The following is a 16,462-nucleotide window of genomic DNA, read 5'->3' as shown; positions in this document are numbered from 1 at the left end:
GCTCTCGTCTACTCCAAAGAATTTTATCTTCCAAAAGCTGACTACAAGGATTGGGTAGAAAATATTTTAGACTTTTTTTTTATGATCTTCTTGCACAACGTGGCGAAGCTTTTTATCCACAGCGAGCAATAATTTATCAAATGAATCGGCAAATATTTTTACACCATCGATCAATAGCTCATCGCAACACACCTTAAAATCGATGTTAAATTTACTAAGCTCATTCATGATCTGTTTAGCTTGCATAACATCGTTTTCAATAGTCAGTCTTGCTTTACCATGATCACGAAACGCTTTTAAAGTTTCAGGAGGAAGCGTGTTAACAGTATTTTTTCCGATTAAATTATCCACGTAGAGAACATCACTGTAATTTGGATTTTTAGTACCAGTACTTGCCCAAAGAAGTTTTTGCGGCTGACCGCCCTGGCGGATAATGCTTTTGGCTTGTTCGGTGGCATAAATTTCTTTGTAAGCACTGTAGGCCATTTTTGCATTTGCGATAGCTACTAATCCTTGCAAAGCCAATGCTTGATCTTTATTGCCCTCATTATCTTGAGCAAATTTTTCCAAAAGTTTATCAATTTTGACGTCGATACGGCTTACAAAAAAACTTGCAACGCTATTCACAGAATTAATGGGCAATCCTTTAATCGCACGATCACCAAGACCATCTAAATAAGCTTTTGCAGCATCACGATATGCATCTACACTAAAAAGAAGCGTAACGTTAACATTGATGCCATTGCTGATGAGATCGCGAATAGCATTCATACATTTTTTGGTACCGGGGATCTTGATCATGAGATTTGCTCGATCTACCTGATGCCACAGACGCTTTGCTTCTTCGATAGTTCCATCCCCATCAAATGCTAGATGAGGAGAAACTTCTAGGCTTACAAAACCATCATGCCCTTTGCTTGCTTCATAAACAGGGCGCAAAATATCTGCAGCTGCCTGTATATCCGCAATGGCAATATTTTCATAAACAGCCTTGGCGTCATGTGGATCTTTTTTGCTAAGCAAATTTATTGCTTCGTCATAATCAGAAGTTTGAGCAATAGCTTTTTCAAAAATACTGGGATTAGAAGTCAGGCCTTTAAGGTGATCTTCTTTTATAAGACGATGGAGTTCACCGCTTTTAATTAATTCTTTGGATATAAAATCAAGCCAAATAGACTGTTCTAATTTTTCCAATTCCACATATGGATTATTGCTCATAATTTTCCTCTTTATTAATCGACATTCTCAAGTGCTTTTACTTTGTTTAGTCTCCTCAAGAAGCGCTCTTCGCTAATAAACTTCGCTTTAAGAAAGCCGTGTACCAGTTCATATGCTAAACATTCTCCTACGATGCGTGCACCTAAAACCAAAGCATTCATATCATCATGTTCAACGCCTTGATGCGCAGAATAGGAATCGTGGCATACAGCAGCTCTTACGCCTTTTACTTTATTAGCAGCAATCGACGCCCCCACCCCGCTGCCACACAAAATAATTCCTCTCTCAACTTTATTTTCACTAATGGCTTTGGCAACCTGATAAGCATAGTCTGGATAATCAACCGGCTCCTCACTATGAGTGCCATAATCAAAAACACTATAGCCATTTTTCAGCAAATCTTTCTTAATACTCTCTTTGAGTTTAAAACCAGCATGATCAGATGCAATCGCTATTTTCATATGCGTTCCTTTAACTCAACAATGAAGATTTTGCTTGATAGAGTTCGGTGTCATAATATTTTTTTGTATCGACCACATGAAGCTCTTTCACTGCTTCGCTCAATGATTTTAGTGTTATTCTACCTTCGCTTAAAGACGCCATTGTGCCAAACTTACCGGCTACTAAAGCCTCACAAGCGACAATGCCAAAATGATGTCCCATACGGCGATCAAAGGCTGAAGGCGAGCCACCTCGCTGTAAATGTCCAAGTATTAATGGACGACAATCAATATGAGCATGATTCTCAATGTATTCCGATAAATGAAAACCTGCACCTCCCAGACGAATATGTCCAAAAGAATCTGTTGTTTTTGATGTTACAGAAATATCTGAACCTGCCGGTCGAGCTCCTTCAGCGATCACAATCATACTGTAAGGATGTGTATTATTTTTTCGGGCAATAATTAATTTCACCACCTGATCTAGATCAAACGGATATTCCGGTATCAAAATCATATCGGCACCCGCACTAATACCGCTTTTAAGAGCCAAGTGACCGGCATGACGCCCCATTACTTCCACAACAAAACTGCGTTCGTGAGATTGAGCAGTACTTCGTAATCTATCAATGCTCTCTGTCACAACTGTAACAGCGCTTTCAAATCCTAAACAATAATCAGTCGCCGATAAGTCACCATCGATTGTCTTGGGAATACCAACAACAGGCACCTTAAAATCACAATATAATCTGTGAGCTACTCCCAAAGTATCTTCACCACCAATAGCAACAAGTGCATCGATATTTAAATCGTGCATGCGCTTTATGACAGCATTTGGGCCATCTTTCATTTTAAATGGATTGGTGCGCGAGCTTTGAAGAATGGTTCCGCCTTCACGATCGATGTGGTGCACACTTTTTGCATCTAAGTGCAAAGGATTCAAATCATCGATCAACCCTTGCCAACCACTTCTAATGCCAATAACTTTTAGGCCCATACTCAATGCTTTTTGAGTAACAGATTTTATAGCTGGGTTGAGTCCTGGGCAGTCTCCTCCACCGGTAAGCACAGCAATTGTTTTTAGCATAGATGATCCTCAAACTTGGATACATAACAGATTGATTATGAACCAGCGAGTATAGAAATAAAGTGAGGAGTAAAGATCTTCGCGTTCGCGGGATATCTCACGGTGGGAATCATAAAAATAATGACAAATTATTTTGTTACCAGAAATTTTACGAATGCTTCGCTCAATGGTGCCAGCAATTCAATGGCATGAGCATTTTTTGTAACACTTTCCACCTGCATTCTTTGTCTGCTTAATTGATGATCATCCACAGCAGTTCCAAGCAAATAAATGTCATCGCATTTTTTCTCTGAGAGACATATTTGTTGAGCTACGTTTTCCCAGCTTTTTGAGAATCTTCTTTGTGCCGGCACCAAGGTTCTAACATAAGAAAGTTCTATTGCTTTGCCCTTGAGAAAAGGTGCATGTGTGCGTAAAAACTCGACTGCATCTCTTTTATATCCAAGAGCCGTTATCAAAAAATCTAAATTTCTCGTGTAGTCAGGCTCTACTCTTATACTCTGATCATAGGGCATTATTTCCGTTATTTTTTTCGCTATGGTTTCGAATGAAAAAAATCGATGGTTACTTGTGTAACTTTGATAAATACTCTTAAAGCTTTCGTAATTTTAACGAGGCTTTGTCCCATTAGCTGGTTTCTTAAATTCGTCAAAAGTCGACAATTTTTGACCGAACCACACTATACGCTTAGGAGCAACAAAGCTTGATCGCCCTTCAACAAGATAAGCTTCTTTTGGGGCAAATCCACTTAAAAATTCGACTGCGATTTTACCGCTATCTCCAGCACCAACAACACCGATTTTTTTAGCGGCTAAAAATTCAAAGATCGAATGTCCTTGTTTTAAAAGTAGCTCATTACTATTAAAAAGCTCGTCATAGTTGAGCACTTTCGCTAAAGGAGAATCATAGCTTACAAATTTTTTTGCTTCTTCTCTCTGCTCTTTCATCCAATTTGTTGCCGTGGTATTGGGAAAAACTGCTTGACCAAGTCCCGTAGTTAAAACAATTTTTTTGACCAATAGAGCTTGAGAAGCGAGCCTTCCTTTGAGAGATACCAAGTAATTGTCATTAAGTTTTTCAATTTTTTCTATGCTTGTATTAAAAGCCACAAGAGCATTGGAATTAAAAAGATTAAAAATTATTTGATTCCAAAGTTGCCGCGCCTTAGGAAATCTTTTTTGTCCCACATCTTCAATATTGGCATATTCAGGAATCGAAACAGGTGACAATGGAAAGAGGTTGGCATCATAGGGAATACTCGGAGAGTTGAGCCTATATCCATAGTTATGAAAATGCTCTGCAGGGTGATCAGCTTGATCGATGAGAAGAACCTTTGTATTTGGAAAATTAATTCCTAAAACGTGGGAAAGTATTGCCCCATGTACACCTGCTCCAATAATCAAGACATCAAAATCAACTTCATCAGAGTGAGTGCGTTGCTCACTCTGTGCGCTATCCACAGAGTTTCGCAATACATTTTCAAAAAAATCTGCTGCTCTATCAGCACATTTTTCTCCCTTTATGCTGTTTTTTTTGGCCACGAGCTTGTGAATATCGGAAAAATTTTGCTCACCCGCTCCTTGAGTAAATTGGTAGATACCAGCGTTGCATTCATTCAGTACTTCTCTAGGGGTACTAAAAGCTCGGGGTGCAAATACTATTTTATGAGCTGGTGTTAAAGAAAACCTAGCCTGTTCTTCCTTTGAACAAGAACTTAGCCCAACAAACAAAATAAAAAAAAAATATTTTTTAAGCATAATTAATTATCTGTAGATTTTTTTATAAAATCAAATTTTTAAAATATATTACAAATTTATAAAGCGCTAAGATTTTCAAACTTAACGCCCAAGCGGATAGATAATTAACTTAGAAAAATTCTTCAAGACTAGATTTTATCAATTTCATCTTTAAGTTTTTTGGTGGCCTCTTCTAGTGCCTGCTCTTTTTCTACTGTGGAAATAACTGGAAAACTTAAACCGACCTTTTTAAACTCACCCGCCATTGAATTAATTCCTTTTTCAATTTTTTTTACGAGTTCTCCAGCAATTAAACCAGTCTTGCACTTAATTCTTCTGCTTTGCTCTGATTACCTTGCAAAAAATTGGCAAAAAAATAACTGGTTCAAAAATTTTCATGTTTGCTCCTGAATGAAAAAACCTCAATCATTATAAGTTTGAGACATAAATAAACAAGCCGCCATATATAGTTCTTGCAACTAATTTTCATCACTTGATTTAGCTTTGTCCCAAAATTATATGCATAATTAAAAAGTCGAATTGACTTAGGATAACAATTATGTTTTTTCGCTTGAGTGTTTTCTTCTTGCTACTGCTCAGTATTACTTTTTTTTACTATGCAAAAAAAAATCAACACTCTTTGCCTGTATCTCTGGGAGAAAAAGTATTTTATTCTCACGATAAAAATAACAGTATCGTCCACAATCAATATTTAATACTTATGGAACTTGGCGCTCAGAAAAAACTTCCCGCAGTCTTAAAACAATTCAATTTAAAAGTCATAGAACCTTTAGGAGAATGGGTACTCCTAAGCTCTAGCGATGCTGCCGCAGAGCAACAAATTATTTCACTCAATTCTGTGCAGGCTTCGGAGAACAAAAAAATTGCTCTAAAGATCGAGCAGCATCCTTTGGTTCACTCAGTCTCTCTCAACTATATTCAATCAGATGATGCTGTGTTTTTTTCATGTACCCCTGAACCTGAAGATTTTCAGAGCCATGATGACAGCTTCATCATCCCAAAAGATCCTTTATACTTCAGACAGTGGCACCTATCGAAAGATGAGGGAGTAAATATTCCTCAAGCTTGGGCTATTTCCACTGGTAGCCCGCATGTAACAATTGGCATTGTCGATAGAAATTTTTCTTTCACAGATCCTGACCTTAATCCTGATTTTTGCCCTTCGCGTAACTTCTATTACCAAGACATCTCTGCTTTTTTCCCATCAAAAAAATTGAAAAAAAAGAATGAAGAGCAACAACATGGATTAGACGTGCTCAGTGTACTTGCCCCATGCACCAATAATGATTTTGGACTTTCAGGGATAGATTGGCAGGCACAGATTTTTTTAGTGGATAGCAAAAATAACCGCTCCCTTTCTGCACGTTTGCTGGGCATAATGTGGGCTGCTGGAATTGATCTATGTTCATCAAGCATCATCGATTGTCCACAAGAAAGTTCTATTGCAAAAAATATTTACCCTGCCGATGTAATCAATGCCTCATTTGGTTTCACAGGTCCTTACTTAAAAGACCCGCCATACGGCCCTGTTTTGGATATCATCGGAACTATAAACAAAGAAAAAAGGATACTTGTAGCAAGCGTTGGAAACGAGCAAGGTTTTGCCGACATGCGTTTGCCTGGAGCAGCTGGTGGCGTAATCTCGGTTGGCTCATCTAATGAAAATCGACGAGCCTCATCATTCAATAATTTTGGTACCACCGTCGATGTACTTGCACCGGGCGAAAATATTTTTGGAATGCATGATGAACAAGCATTTTCCTATAATGGTACCTCTTTTGCAGCTCCCATTGTAAGCGGCATTGTATCTCTCATGCTGTCGGTGAATCCTGAACTATCCTGGAAACATGTAGAATACATTCTCAAAACTACCGCCTCACCTTTGAGTTGTGATGATTACTGTCAAAGTGATCAAAAAAAATCGCACGCGAAATGCATGAATCTATGTTGCCAAAACGATCATTTAGTATGTGGAGCAGGAATTGTTGATGCTAAAAAAGCTGTCGCCATGGCACAAAAAGGGATTCCTAAGACGGCACTGATTGATTTTGATGATTACTATCTTCCACTTTCATTCATGGATGATTTAAAAATGAAGGTATTGGTTAAAAATTGGGGAGGTGTACCAGCACTAGTCCGCATGAAAAAAACTGATCCACATTTAAAAATCTATCCCAAGCAATTTTCTTTGCCGCCCTACAAAGATGGGATACCTGGTTCAAAAGAAATCACAGTCCACTATGACAACAAAAGCCAAAAATCCCTTGTGGTAAATTTAATATTGGAAGCTGCATCGAAAAATAATCCTGGGCAATATAAGGATCAGATTGAGGCCATTGTTGAAATTGTTCCTGATGAACAGCAATAAATCAATAAATTATTTAGGCACTTAAACCATCATAAAAGCTACATAAAAAACACTAAAACATAAGTAAGGGGGTTTTCGAACTCAACGGATGCTATAGTAATAATCAAATAATTAAAAATCAAAATTTATTTAGAAATTTGGAGAAAATAAATGATATTAAAAGCAATTACAGCTATTTTATTTTGCTATGGAGTACATGGATCGCACATCAATAACACTAAAAAAATACCAAAGGAATTCATTACAATCACACACAAATTTACCGAAGACAGAAATGATAAAAACATCAAAGATCTATCTCTACATTACATCAACACCAATCAATTCTACACATATAAACACGATAAAAATAAAATAATTAATGATTTACTGAATTCATTATGCATAGAATCTAACCGATGGAATCAATCTATCAGCAACCTCAATTACCAGATAAGCAACAATGAAAACATCATTATAAACAAACTTAATACAAGACGAAGAATAAAAGAAAAAGGTCTTCTTGTTTCGCTGAAATTATGGAAAATACAAACAACAAAAAATAGCATTACATCAAATTATTTAATGATAGAAGAGCCAAACAAAACACAAAACATAAAAATTATACTCCCAAAAAAAACAATAGGTCCATTTTATTTAAGTGATGAACCATTAGAATTAGAACCCAACAGTAATGCTTACAACTTAGCAATCATGGATGAAAAATTCAGCAATGATGAAGTATCTAATTTTATAACTGAGCTTCTCCGTGAAAATAATGATGATGTCACTGTTGAACCACTGGATCATGAGCAAATAGAATCATTTTGCAAGGACCTTGAAAAAAGAGCTTGATGGATTGGGTAGCATTGCCGTTTTGTAAAAGCAAAAAAATCGAGCAGAGACATTCATTATCTTCTCAACGAATGAAGAATTTTAATGCCTCTGCTATTTGGTGATGTAAACAAAAAGTTGGAAGGCTTCTTAATAAATTTTTGAACGATTCCGCAGCACACGCGAGGACTTAGTGAAAAAAATTTATTAAGAAGCCTTTCAACTTTTTCTGGACACAACCTTAACAATTTTAGAATCGCTGAACAACTTAGCTCTTCTACGGGCGCTCAAATTGTCTTTGTACCATCGCTAAAAACATAGTCTTTAACGACTTTTCCTCCTATCAAATGCTCTTCAATAATTCGTTCTATCACCGCTTTACTGACCGAGTGGTACCATACTTTATCAGGATAAATCACAGCGATAGGGCCTTTGGTGCAAAGCTGCAAACAATTAACTTTGCTGCGAAATACACTGCCCTGTTTAGTTAAGCCGAGCTCATTCAGGCGTTTTTTTAAATAATTCCATACTTCAATAGAATCTTCTTTTGAACAGCATTTTGGTTTTGTTTGATCGGCACATAAAAATATATGACGCTGAATTTGATCGATACACAATTTTTTAGCTTTTTCTTTAAGCAAATTCGCGTTCATATACTTAAACCTTTATGGCAAGAAATTTTTTATATTTTTAAGTTTGTCAGGCAGATTCTTCCATCACCAAATTAAGCCCATGCAAACTCAAAGCTTTTTGCTCATGTACAAGGCTCCCTAAAAATTGCTACTCGGGCAAGATTTCTAGGAAATTGGGACCAAGAAACAAGGATTCTGATGCGAGGATCCAATGGCTAGCCTGGTTTTATAGGCCTAAATCGGCTATTTAGTCTAAAATAGGCGTAGTTTCACCCTAGAACCGGAACCGCTTGAAGCATAAAAGCATTTTGGTTCCAAACTTACTTGATGAAAAGATCTTCTTCGGATGTGTTACCAACTTGCTCAAGATCATATTCAATCGTACAAGATGCTGGCTCTTTAATATCTAGTGGCGCGGTTCCCATTTTAATGATTTAAGAATATCCAAAATCTTTGGATCTTGTATGAATGAAATCCTCTGCATGCGTGATTTACAACGGGGACATTCAAGCACGTCAATTTCAAGTACACGCGCCATCAGCTTAGCAAAATCAGGACGCCCTATTTTTTGCCTAATGCTTTTGTGGCCAAATTTGTCTTTCTCAGCGACTATTTGCTTACGCAGTTTAGAATTTGGCCCAAAAAAGCCATGATAACTTATCTGATTTTTCTTTGGTGGGGGTATTAAGGCAATAAGCCGCTCTATTAAATTTTTAGGTGTTAATCAAATTTTTTCAGTCCCATCTCGCCATTTAGACTTAAGTGTTAAAATTACCAGAACTTAAGCCAAAAGCACTCAAATATCTGACCGATGCTGCATAGCACTTGGCTAACAGAGGCTGTTTCTCCAACAACTCATCGTGCTCCCCTTAACTAATTCGCTTTTCCAAACAGCAATGAATGCGGAGCGGATAAGCCGCCCACGCGAAAATGTTCCTCAAAAATAAACCTAAAGAACGCAACGAAAATTCACAAAAAATAAAAAATCAATCAATTTCCCCAATGAACTCATCCAAAAAATATCGATTATTTCTAAATTTTTTGATGAGGTTTAGCTCTTATGCTCTCTTTTTTTTCTTAGTATTTTTAAATTTTTCTTCACTGACGTTGGCTGCTCCATCAGCATTCGTAAGTAAATGTGGAGCCTTAGCAATTCAAAACAATACAACGTCTACATTGCTCAGAGATCATGAAAACTGTAAAACTGTTTGGGTTTCGCCGCCCACTTTTGGTTTGGTAAATATTTCTGGCTATATGGCCAATGGCAACCTAGGGCTTTGTCAAGAAGTTAAAGACGTTCAAAAGCTCTCCCATAGTCTCACCGAGCGCATGAATAGTATTTCACAAGAAATCATGGATCTCAGCGTCTCTTATAAAGAACGACAAGAAGAAGTCATTGAGGCCAAAAAAAATGTTTTTAATTTAGAAAATTTGCCTGAGATTCGCGAGATTATTGATGTGGAAGAAAAGCTCCCCATTATGGAAAAGACCATCGAGCGTCTTTATTCGCAGCTTGCAACATGCGCTGCCGAGTGCTCGTCATTAAAAGAAGAATTGCGACTCAAGAAAGAAGAGAAACAAGAACTTAAAGACCGATTATCGACTCTAAAAGATCACTACTTTGAGCTCGCTCTAGATCACCGCTTCGCCAAAAGCGAACTCGAATCCGCTGAATATGCTCTTCATAATATTTATGCCGATATCGACTCTCGCAACAATAAACTTACAGCCCTGAAGACAACGCTCCAGCAATGGTTGCTTTTTTATTCTAAATTAGAAGGTGGAACTGCTCACCTTAACTACGATACCCGATGGACACAAAAAATCGCCACTGCTTCGAGTGAGGGTGGTTTTTTTTCTAGAGAATCTTACAACAACGTGATTGAAGACATGGATGACAACGATCAATTCAGCATTGCGTGGAACGATGAAGATGAGATGTATTCCCGAGAAGAAAAGGACGAAATAGCTAAAACTCTTAAAGGTGAGCTTATCGGACGCGTCCTTTCGAGTATGGCAACACCGATTTTTTCATGAGACCACCATGTTGAGGCTATTATCCCAACGAGAACAGCAAATGGAGCAATGGTTGTTGCTGAAGGTATTAATCAAACCTGCGGATTTTTTAATATCTATTGCCAGGGTGCAGTTTGGTTCATTCGAGGATTGGATGCCATTTTTGGCAGCGATTCAGCGCAATCTAAATTTCGACAAAAATATAACCGTAGCGTCGAAGAAAGATGGAGCAGAACTGAAGCCAAATGGCGTTCTGCTGCTACTGGATTTATGAACGAATAGCGAGGATATTCACATGAAATTAAGCGCGATTATTATTGCATTTTTCATCGTAACCAGTGGAAATACCCAGGATTTCAGCTTCAACGATCAGCCCTATGCACTCATAAAGATGGGCAAAAAATATATCATTTATCAGCGATCTTACGTTGTATCAGCACGGGATTTAAGCACACTGGCTAAAATTGATTGCACTAAACTTGAAAGCAATATCGCCCATAAAAAGGGTCTATACAACGTTTGTCTCGACGATCCTGATTCTCCATACTGCCATCTCCTGAAGCAGGATATTTTATTCATGAGCAAGGAAGAGAATTTTCAGTCTCCTCCCAGTTCCTTTAGAACGCCACGAAAATGGTCTATGAAAAGACTGGTACCCAAGGAAAACAAGGCTGCACTTATCCAATTTGCGGCCGGACATTTTCAGGTCCCCGAAAAAGATATTTTACTCAAAGAAACTCAAAGAAATAGTTCTGCTGCAGCTCTCATCGTAGAACTTAAGGATGAATCGCTGCTCAAGACCGTCACTCAAATTGTTCCCTTGGGATCAGGATTTCTTGAAAATCCTATTCTTGCTGGCTCAGATATTGTTGCTAATAACCGTTTTTTTGCCTGCGATTTGGAACATCGCCGCATGACGGTAGGATCAAATTTTTCCGCAAGCATTTTTCATGAAGAGACCTATGCTCCAGAACTCATCGATAAGGCTTGGAATATTTATGAAAAAACAGCTTCGTTGATACAATCGGATGATTATAAAAGTTCAGCCAACTACATGAAAGCGGCCCTCATCGGCGCAGAAATTTCCTTGGGTCTCGTTAAGGAAAACATAAAAAATCACGACACGATAAATCTAAAATCAATTTTAACTCATTGGTTTTCTGAATTCTCAGGCTCCTTGGAATTGAAAATGTTTTCTTCTAAAGCACACTTTAAAGAAGCCTTCTACTCTGACCAATTTTATGAAAATAGCGTTAAAATTTCATGGAGAATACAATGAAAAATCCGATAGTCATCGGTACGTTATTAGTGCTCATTGCCTCATGTTCGCATCACAAAGAACATGTACCTATTGAGGCCTCACTACAAAAAATAAACACATCAGAAATTTCAATAAAAGGGCAGTCTGAAAAACAAATACACAGCTGTCTGGATAATGAAGCCCATTTTATCGCCCAGCAACCCAACACTCTCAAAGATTTCGCCACTACGCTTGGCTATGCTATCGTGAAATGTCAAGCAACGCGCACACAGCTCAAGGAATATGTTGACCAGGTCCTAAAAAAACATGGAGATTTTCACTAATGTTTAAAGCACTGCTCATCTCGCTCATAGGCTTGATCTTCATTGTAGCGATATTGGTAAGTAATCATAAGGTCGCTCCTGACGAAAGCGCATTCCAAGAAGGCATTGTGCCAGCACCCCACTCCCGCGCTCGCACGCTGGACACAGACAATAGCACAGAACCGGAATCATTCTTAGAGCCCGTAAATGATAAGCATCCTGAGTTGAGCTTAGAGGAGCTGGAGCAAAAAATTGAACGCATCGACAAAAAGATTATTGATAGAAATTACATTGAGTTAGCTAATCGAGGAGCTCTATCGACTGCCGAAATGGAGCACCTCAAAACTCTGCTTAGCACCCGTGATAAGTTCTTTGAAATCAAAGTAGCGCTCCTCCTCAGCGACGCTTAGGAGGAACCCCTGTCTGTTTTTCAGCCACCCAACTTTGGATTTTGTCATGAAACAAATTTTTTGTTGCACTACCCTGGTATTTCGGTGCCTTTTCTTATCTGCACAAAATGCTGCAGCAGCAAGCATACCCAGCCATTTTCAGCCTTATGCCCCCGATGCTGTAGATAGCTTAAAAACGCTGAAAACTATTGGCCGAAGCAAGCAATACGAAATCCTGCGAACTTATTCAGATTTACGATCAAGACGATATTTCCATATCATGCCTACGGGTCCCATTAGCGCTGAAAATATTTTTCACTCACAAGATCCCGTGATCTCGTGGAAAGGTGATGGGTCAAGAATCACCTGCGACACGGTCATTTATGCCGATAATTCTGCTCAATATTTTTATAAAAAATTTAAGCAGTTACGACAAAGAGCCTTAGAACTACTGGATTTAGAAAAATCACTTAATAAATCAAGCGTCGAGAATGACTGTGAATATAACGCTATTATTGATGAAATAAACCAAATACTTCATCTTGTGGAAGCGGCCTATCCTCCATCTTTTTTCCAAATTGATCGGCAAGCTCGCTACCTATTTACTCCAAGCGAGGTTTTGGCCCAAAAATTATTGGATCCTATTGCACAACCTTTTGGTTTCATGACGGTTTCTCACATTAAATTTGGCTCAGATGATTGGATACCCGTTCACTCTGGCCTCAAGGGTATTGCCAATTTCATTGATGAACCGAATGCTGAGGATGACAAAAAAATTTACGTGAGCAGGGATTTAAATCCAATGGAAGCTTGCCTGCAAAATCTGGAACTTTCAGTAATTGGAACCATACAAATTCGTCGTACTGTGAGCCGGATAATTTTAGAGCCCTTGCCACCATGGCTTCGTCCTAGATAGTTAGTTCCATAGACGTATTCCTGGAATATAAAACACCTAATTTCTCAGCTCATAAGCAGGACAAAGGCCAATTTTCCTTTTTGCCCATGTACAAGCACCCTAAAAATGCTACTGCACATAAAAATATATGACGCTGAATTTGATCGATACACAATTTTCTAACTTTTTCTTCAAGCAAATCCGCGCTCATATACTTAAAACCTTTATGGCAAGAAATTTTTTATATTTTTAAGTTTGTCAGGCAGATATTCTTCCATCACAAAATTAAGCCCATGCAAACTCAAAGCTTGCTGTTCCGCTCTCACCTGCATTTTGAGCAATTTTTTCAAAGCTTTTTGCCACGCGGGATAAGCTTGAAAAAAGGGATCATTTTTTAATGCATCATGAGCCCGTTTTTTATCTTGCTCTTCAAGAGGATGTGTTGCCTTTTCTAATCCATAGTGCTCGATATCATCAGGCGTAAGCCCCAAATATTTTGCATGCGGCACACAAAAAAAGCGATTGATGTGAGCTGCATTTCCCGAGCCCACTTTCAAAGTACGATAGATATTTCCAATTCCATAAGGATCACAGTCGGTAAAAGCATAAACAGGCAGCTTAGCGCTTTCAGAAAGTCTGCGTACAAATCTTCTGCATGCTCGTGTAGGAACCCCACCCATGCTTACCAAAATACAATTTGCTCTGCGCCAATAATTGTGGCTTTGCAAACGTTGAAACATACCTTGAGTTTCAATACACAAAATAAATTTTGCGTTGGTTTTAAATTCAAGATGCTCAACCCAAGAAGGAACAGCATAGGCACCCGAACCAAATTTTGTGCAATCGATTTCTATTTTCTCACCGCTTTCAAGATTATAATCGATAACTTTCAACTCACCAGCTACAGCACCACCATGCTGGTCAGGCACAAAGCGCAATTGTTCGCGCGATACACCCTCGATTGCAAACATAGCCTCAATATCATCCATGACAGTATCGGATTCGGGCTGATCCAAAAAACGTGCTTCTCCCCAATTTTTTGATTGATAGTAAGCATCTCGTTTGGTAGCAAAGTCATCTGCCTGCACCAAATCTCTACTCAAACACATCATCTTAAGTGTTTGAGCAAAAGTTTTAACAGTATTTACGCTCAAGGTTCTTTTTTTGATGCTCTTTCCAATTTCAAAAAAGCCTTTAGTTTTATTGTAAGTAACATTTGCCAAAGATCGTACAGGCAATTTCATTTCTGGCGCTTTACGCTTAGTTATAGCCTCATGAATTTTTAATGCCGCCTGCTGAATCACTGCCAAAGTATTAGCATCATCTTTACTGCTCAATCGTTTCTTCGCCATTTATTTTCCTATATGATGTTTGGCCATTTTCACCGCTTTATGAGCTCGACCCTTTTCTAATATAAATTCTAAGTCTTCCGATAGTTGCTGTGGTTTAGCAATTTTATTGCCCAATATTTCACTCAAGGCTTCTTGAATGGGACCAAGATATTTTTCGATGTATGAACGTTTCTTTGCTTCATCTGAGTGACGTTTTCGCTTATTTAAAAAACGCTGCAAACGACGCCCGGCTTCCATCAAAGCCAAGCGCAATTCTTTTATTATCTCTGGGTAATGGGCTACTGCTTCTTTTGATTCAGATGTGTAAGGCACCCACACAGAACTCATGGAAATCATGATGACTAAGGGCCCCACAGGCAAAGCTCCGCGAGATTGCTGAAGCCCATAAGACTTCCAAGGCACAGACATTACAGCTTTAGTCATAGCGCAGGCGGCCGCTTGATATTGCAATGGAACTCGATTTGCGTAGCGATAAACCTGTACCAATTCATCTGCGGGCAAAGAGCGACCATAAAAAAGCCCTACCTCAATCTGAAATGGATTTCCACGATAAACACTAGGAGGACGAGTGACCGCCGTCACAAAAAAACCCTGTTCTTCATCGAGCACTGCTTGCTCTTTTGTATCGGTAAACTGCTCTATCTTTTCTTCCACTTTATCCGCAGTAGAAGTTTGAGAAGCTTCTGCTTGAGCTTCAAAATTAAATTCTGCCTGTTTGCTTGCTTTGGATGCTTTCTTTACCGCAGGCTTGGGAGCAGCAAGCACCTGGGCATTTAATTCTTTCAAATCTGATTCTTTCTCCAAAGCCCGCCTACGATTTGACTCAACAAAAAGCCAATACAAAGCCTTGGTAATCGCTTCCTCATTAAGCGGAGAAAGACAATTGGTTGGAGGACCCGAAAGCTTCGTTTCTTGAATTGATTTAAAAATTGCTTCTGCCTCAGTACGCCCTGCTTTATCCGATCGCATTCGAGGACTAAGCTTGGCTCTTTCACAAATTTCTTTGGCTATCTCATCACTTACACGACAAAATTCTGTGCTTAAAAATTTTGTTAAAGTTTGATTCTTCGCATCATGCAGAAATTGCATCAGCGTGCCAAGTTCAATTCCTAAAGGATGAGGCTTGATCTCTTTTGGGTCGACTGGTGGCTTAGCAATAATGCGCGGAAAGACATACTCATGTCCTTTTGGATCAATGAAGGAAAGTTGCGCATGTGGATTTGAAAGAGCACTCTGCCGAATGTAGGATAGAACTCCATGCCTGGTTTCCTTGTAGGCTCCTTCAAGCTCAACACTAATTTTTGTGCCCGAAATTTTGTCCAACCAGTGTTTATCGGTAATTTGCGTATCACTGACAATTTTTGGCGCATTTTTTTTGGTATCTATCTGCAGAAGCAATCGATGAATCTGTTTTGATTTTCCCACTTTGGATATTACTTCAGCTGATTTTCCAGTGGTCATTTGGCCATACATGACGGCAGCCGAAATACCTATGCCTTGCTGCCCTCTGCTTTGCTTAAGACGGTGGAACTTTGACCCATACAGCAACTTAGCAAAGATATTTGGCAAATGAGACTTAATAATACCTGGTCCATTATCTTCGATCGATACCTTATACCTGCCTTCCTTCACTTCTTGGATTTCTACACGAATGTCAGGTAAAATTCGAGCTTCTTCACATGCATCCAGAGCGTTATCAACAGCCTCCCGGACTGTCGTTAATAACGACTTGGTTGGATTATCAAATCCTAATAAATGCCTATTTTTGGCAAAAAATTCTGAAATGGAAATTTCACGAATTTTTTTGGCCATAGTTCCGGCATCTTCAACCCCAACTTTATTTGTGGCCATTTAATTAACTCCAAATTTTTCTATTGCGCCCTTTGATCATACACGAGAGCCTATGAAAACCAAAGACCAGATATAATGCTT

16 protein-coding genes are annotated in these 16,462 nt (G+C 38.7%); 8 read left to right on the top strand and 8 right to left on the bottom strand.

Annotated features, from left to right (window positions below; genetic code table 11):
* Nucleotides 1-66: 66 nt before the first annotated feature.
* The 5 genes from tal to H6731_07185 form a co-directional block, all read right to left on the bottom strand.
* On the bottom strand, nt 67-1,218 hold the full coding sequence (gene tal, locus H6731_07205) for a transaldolase (GenBank protein USN50054.1): 1,152 nt from the start codon (nt 1,216-1,218) through the stop codon (nt 67-69).
* A gap of 14 nt (nt 1,219-1,232) precedes the next feature.
* The gene (gene rpiB / locus H6731_07200) at nt 1,233-1,679 is read right to left on the bottom strand and encodes a ribose 5-phosphate isomerase B (protein ID USN50053.1); all 447 of its coding nucleotides are present in this window, start codon (nt 1,677-1,679) and stop codon (nt 1,233-1,235) included.
* 10 nt (nt 1,680-1,689) lie between these two features.
* Entirely contained in the window at nt 1,690-2,745 is a 1,056-nt protein-coding gene (locus H6731_07195; GenBank protein ID USN50052.1) for a 6-phosphofructokinase, read from the bottom strand.
* A 128-nt stretch (nt 2,746-2,873) separates the two neighbouring features.
* Entirely contained in the window at nt 2,874-3,260 is a 387-nt protein-coding gene (locus H6731_07190) for a hypothetical protein (GenBank protein USN50051.1), read from the bottom strand.
* Between the two features lie 93 nt (nt 3,261-3,353).
* Complete coding sequence (locus H6731_07185) at nt 3,354-4,502, bottom strand: hypothetical protein (GenBank protein ID USN50050.1); 1,149 nt, start codon at nt 4,500-4,502, stop codon at nt 3,354-3,356.
* 538 nt (nt 4,503-5,040) lie between these two features.
* Between H6731_07185 and H6731_07180 the strand changes: the two genes are divergently transcribed.
* Both H6731_07180 and H6731_07175 read left to right on the top strand, forming a co-directional pair.
* Nucleotides 5,041-6,870, top strand: coding sequence for a S8 family serine peptidase (locus H6731_07180; GenBank protein USN50049.1), 1,830 nt, complete (start codon nt 5,041-5,043; stop codon nt 6,868-6,870).
* Between the two features lie 150 nt (nt 6,871-7,020).
* Complete coding sequence (locus H6731_07175) at nt 7,021-7,704, top strand: hypothetical protein (protein ID USN50048.1); 684 nt, start codon at nt 7,021-7,023, stop codon at nt 7,702-7,704.
* Between the two features lie 266 nt (nt 7,705-7,970).
* Here H6731_07175 and H6731_07170 read toward each other — a convergent pair whose 3' ends face one another.
* The gene (locus tag H6731_07170) at nt 7,971-8,336 is read right to left on the bottom strand and encodes a (2Fe-2S) ferredoxin domain-containing protein (protein USN50047.1); all 366 of its coding nucleotides are present in this window, start codon (nt 8,334-8,336) and stop codon (nt 7,971-7,973) included.
* A gap of 909 nt (nt 8,337-9,245) precedes the next feature.
* Between H6731_07170 and H6731_07165 the strand changes: the two genes are divergently transcribed.
* Genes H6731_07165 through H6731_07140 form a run of 6 tightly spaced genes read left to right on the top strand, consistent with a single transcriptional unit; the run spans nt 9,246 to nt 13,199 of the window.
* Nucleotides 9,246-10,352: a hypothetical protein gene (locus H6731_07165; protein ID USN50046.1), complete on the top strand. Its 1,107-nt coding sequence runs from the start codon at nt 9,246-9,248 to the stop codon at nt 10,350-10,352.
* Between the two features lie 48 nt (nt 10,353-10,400).
* Nucleotides 10,401-10,613, top strand: a complete 213-nt coding sequence (locus tag H6731_07160; protein USN50045.1) for a hypothetical protein — start codon at nt 10,401-10,403, stop codon at nt 10,611-10,613.
* Nucleotides 10,614-10,626: 13 nt separating this feature from the next.
* On the top strand, nt 10,627-11,610 hold the full coding sequence (locus H6731_07155) for a hypothetical protein (protein ID USN50044.1): 984 nt from the start codon (nt 10,627-10,629) through the stop codon (nt 11,608-11,610).
* Entirely contained in the window at nt 11,607-11,915 is a 309-nt protein-coding gene (locus H6731_07150) for a hypothetical protein (protein ID USN50043.1), read from the top strand. The genes H6731_07155 and H6731_07150 overlap by 4 nt, the downstream gene beginning before the upstream one ends.
* Entirely contained in the window at nt 11,915-12,304 is a 390-nt protein-coding gene (locus tag H6731_07145; protein ID USN50042.1) for a hypothetical protein, read from the top strand. Before H6731_07150 ends, H6731_07145 begins: the two co-directional genes overlap by 1 nt.
* Nucleotides 12,305-12,350: 46 nt before the next feature.
* The gene (locus tag H6731_07140) at nt 12,351-13,199 is read left to right on the top strand and encodes a hypothetical protein (GenBank protein ID USN50041.1); all 849 of its coding nucleotides are present in this window, start codon (nt 12,351-12,353) and stop codon (nt 13,197-13,199) included.
* 203 nt (nt 13,200-13,402) lie between these two features.
* Here H6731_07140 and H6731_07135 read toward each other — a convergent pair whose 3' ends face one another.
* Both H6731_07135 and H6731_07130 read right to left on the bottom strand, forming a co-directional pair.
* Nucleotides 13,403-14,530, bottom strand: a complete 1,128-nt coding sequence (locus H6731_07135; protein ID USN50040.1) for a DNA topoisomerase IV subunit A — start codon at nt 14,528-14,530, stop codon at nt 13,403-13,405.
* Nucleotides 14,531-16,381 carry a DNA topoisomerase VI subunit B gene (locus H6731_07130; GenBank protein USN50039.1) on the bottom strand — a complete coding sequence of 617 codons (1,851 nt, stop codon included), beginning with the start codon at nt 16,379-16,381 and terminating at the stop codon, nt 14,531-14,533.
* Nucleotides 16,382-16,462 lie beyond the last annotated feature (81 nt).

Source organism: Myxococcales bacterium, assembly GCA_023898405.1.
Lineage (GTDB): Bacteria > Myxococcota > UBA727 > UBA727 > JABDBI01.
Note: the sequence above shows the minus strand (reverse complement) of the source record. Positions and strands in the feature narration are given on the sequence as shown.

Bases quoted from the DNA above. Each gene is read 5' to 3' on its own strand.
- H6731_07180 (USN50049.1), top strand. From the start codon at position 5,041: ATGTTTTTTCGCTTGAGTGTTTTCTTCTTGCTACTGCTCAGTATTACT.
- H6731_07190 (USN50051.1), bottom strand. From the start codon at position 3,260: ATGCCCTATGATCAGAGTATAAGAGTAGAGCCTGACTACACGAGAAAT.
- H6731_07185 (USN50050.1), bottom strand. From the start codon at position 4,502: ATGCTTAAAAAATATTTTTTTTTTATTTTGTTTGTTGGGCTAAGTTCT.
- tal (USN50054.1), bottom strand. From the start codon at position 1,218: ATGAGCAATAATCCATATGTGGAATTGGAAAAATTAGAACAGTCTATT.
- H6731_07135 (USN50040.1), bottom strand. From the start codon at position 14,530: ATGGCGAAGAAACGATTGAGCAGTAAAGATGATGCTAATACTTTGGCA.
- H6731_07170 (USN50047.1), bottom strand. From the start codon at position 8,336: ATGAACGCGAATTTGCTTAAAGAAAAAGCTAAAAAATTGTGTATCGAT.
- H6731_07195 (USN50052.1), bottom strand. From the start codon at position 2,745: ATGCTAAAAACAATTGCTGTGCTTACCGGTGGAGGAGACTGCCCAGGA.
- H6731_07130 (USN50039.1), bottom strand. From the start codon at position 16,381: ATGGCCACAAATAAAGTTGGGGTTGAAGATGCCGGAACTATGGCCAAA.
- H6731_07175 (USN50048.1), top strand. From the start codon at position 7,021: ATGATATTAAAAGCAATTACAGCTATTTTATTTTGCTATGGAGTACAT.
- H6731_07155 (USN50044.1), top strand. From the start codon at position 10,627: ATGAAATTAAGCGCGATTATTATTGCATTTTTCATCGTAACCAGTGGA.
- H6731_07150 (USN50043.1), top strand. From the start codon at position 11,607: ATGAAAAATCCGATAGTCATCGGTACGTTATTAGTGCTCATTGCCTCA.
- rpiB (USN50053.1), bottom strand. From the start codon at position 1,679: ATGAAAATAGCGATTGCATCTGATCATGCTGGTTTTAAACTCAAAGAG.
- H6731_07145 (USN50042.1), top strand. From the start codon at position 11,915: ATGTTTAAAGCACTGCTCATCTCGCTCATAGGCTTGATCTTCATTGTA.
- H6731_07160 (USN50045.1), top strand. From the start codon at position 10,401: ATGGTTGTTGCTGAAGGTATTAATCAAACCTGCGGATTTTTTAATATC.
- H6731_07140 (USN50041.1), top strand. From the start codon at position 12,351: ATGAAACAAATTTTTTGTTGCACTACCCTGGTATTTCGGTGCCTTTTC.
- H6731_07165 (USN50046.1), top strand. From the start codon at position 9,246: ATGTTCCTCAAAAATAAACCTAAAGAACGCAACGAAAATTCACAAAAA.